This is a genomic window from Flavobacterium sp. (assembly GCF_049318185.1).
Lineage (GTDB): Bacteria > Bacteroidota > Bacteroidia > Flavobacteriales > Flavobacteriaceae > Flavobacterium.
The window spans coordinates 1-1,646 of record NZ_JBMOGV010000230.1 but is presented as its reverse complement, the minus strand read 5'-3'; the positions used below and the strand labels follow the sequence as shown (position 1 = coordinate 1,646).

Below are 1,646 nucleotides of genomic sequence, written 5' to 3'. Positions count from 1 at the left end.
GAGATTGACTTGTGTATATGATGCAGCAATGAATTTACTTAACTGATGTTGATTTGAACTCCGAAGCGCATTCTCCTCCTGCGTCGCAAGACTATGCGAAGAAGGAAATTCCAAAATGTGTTTCCGGGTTTTGTCGCATGGTGGGTGCCTCAACACAAAAGAGAGTAAAAACCCTTTTTAACCAAGATCTATGTTACAAGAAAACTCAAAGGGAAAATATAAATATTTCCTTCTAATGATTTTATTTGTTAGCTGTAATTTGAAAAAAACAGATAATATAGTTATTGAACCCTTTTATGTAATCAACAGGATAGACTCCTCAATACATGCTAGTTTTTCCATTGAGCCAGCATATATTTATAAAGGGGATAATTTTTTAATTCATGATTTTATTCGTGGAGAACAAACAAAGGCTTATATAGATTCATTTGTAGAAAAAATAAGGGAGAAAAACTTTCCCCCTAGCTACGTGACGCACTCTTATACTTTTTACGAATATTCCTCAACAACTAACAATGAATACATTAAATTAAACCCGAAGGACTTGAACACGGATGACATTGTTTATGATTATAGATTTAATAAAAATGGATTGTTAACATTCATTGAATATAAAAACGGACATATAGTAAACGAGTAGATATGACTCCCTTCTCCGCAGTCTTCCGATCCACCGAGACGGGAGGAGGCTATGCGGTTCGGAGGAATAATCTTCATAATTTAGCAGGACATTCGTATACAGGGCAACAAGGTATCTGTGATATTATTACACATATGGAAATAGAGGAGATTGACTTGTGTATATGATGCAGCAATGAATTTACTCAACTGATGTTGATTTGAACTCCGAAGCGCATAGTCTTCTCCTGCGTCGCAAGAATATGCGATGAAGGAAACCCATAAGATTAAAATAGGGTTCACTAAAAAGCCCATCCAATACAAATTCGGGCTTCTACCGAAAACTGAGTGCTAAATGGCTCATTTATTTTACTGCTATACAAAATACCATTAAGTTGAGAAACATTATTAAAGTAGCCCATATTGGTAGACAAATCAAAAAAAAGATGATTGAAAAAGTATTTGCGGAGACCACCACCTCCAACTATACCAAAATAATTTTTTCGCAATCCGGCACTGCTGAAATCATGGTAAGTAAAATTACCATAATCCACTCTCGCACTAAGGTACTCTTTCCATGATTTGCCAAACCGGCACGATTCATAAAATCTATATTCCATACTAATTTCCCAACCCTTGTATTCTTTTGTGTTTGTGATAGCTACAGCTGGGATGAAACTATTTTGTTCTTTAGAACTAGAATCTTTAGATTTTACAAACACCTCCCAGCCAACATTAAATAAACCCAATGATGATTTTAAAGTTTCTGTTTGAATTGAATATTTGTAAGACTGAGACCGGCAGGTAATGGAAACTAGAAAAGCTGATATGATAAGAAATATTTTCATAATCCTATATTATTTTAATTCTAAAATAAATTCTCAGCAAAACCCCAAAAAACAATAGGATTAGGGGTGGGTCAACATGAACAGGAATCTACACTTTTTTCATCCGCGGTCGCAGACTTAAGGCAAATTAAGGAGTAAAGCCCTGATTACGCAATCAATGTATGTTCATGATAAACTACA

The 1,646-nt window shown here is 34.9% G+C and carries 2 protein-coding genes; one reads left to right on the top strand and one right to left on the bottom strand.

Annotated elements, in window-relative coordinates; translation table 11 throughout:
- Positions 1-190 precede the first annotated feature (190 nt).
- Entirely contained in the window at positions 191-640 is a 450-nt protein-coding gene (locus ACOYLT_RS11885) for a hypothetical protein (protein ID WP_422854048.1), read from the top strand.
- A gap of 280 nt (positions 641-920) precedes the next feature.
- On the opposite strand, the gene ACOYLT_RS11880 is transcribed toward ACOYLT_RS11885, so the two are convergent.
- Positions 921-1,466, bottom strand: a complete 546-nt coding sequence (locus ACOYLT_RS11880; protein ID WP_422854047.1) for a DUF3575 domain-containing protein — start codon at positions 1,464-1,466, stop codon at positions 921-923.
- Between the last annotated feature and the right edge of the window lie 180 nt (positions 1,467-1,646).

Coding starts and splice junctions, on each gene's coding strand:
- ACOYLT_RS11885 (WP_422854048.1), top strand. CDS start 191: ATGTTACAAGAAAACTCAAAGGGAAAATATAAATATTTCCTTCTAATG.
- ACOYLT_RS11880 (WP_422854047.1), bottom strand. CDS start 1,466: ATGAAAATATTTCTTATCATATCAGCTTTTCTAGTTTCCATTACCTGC.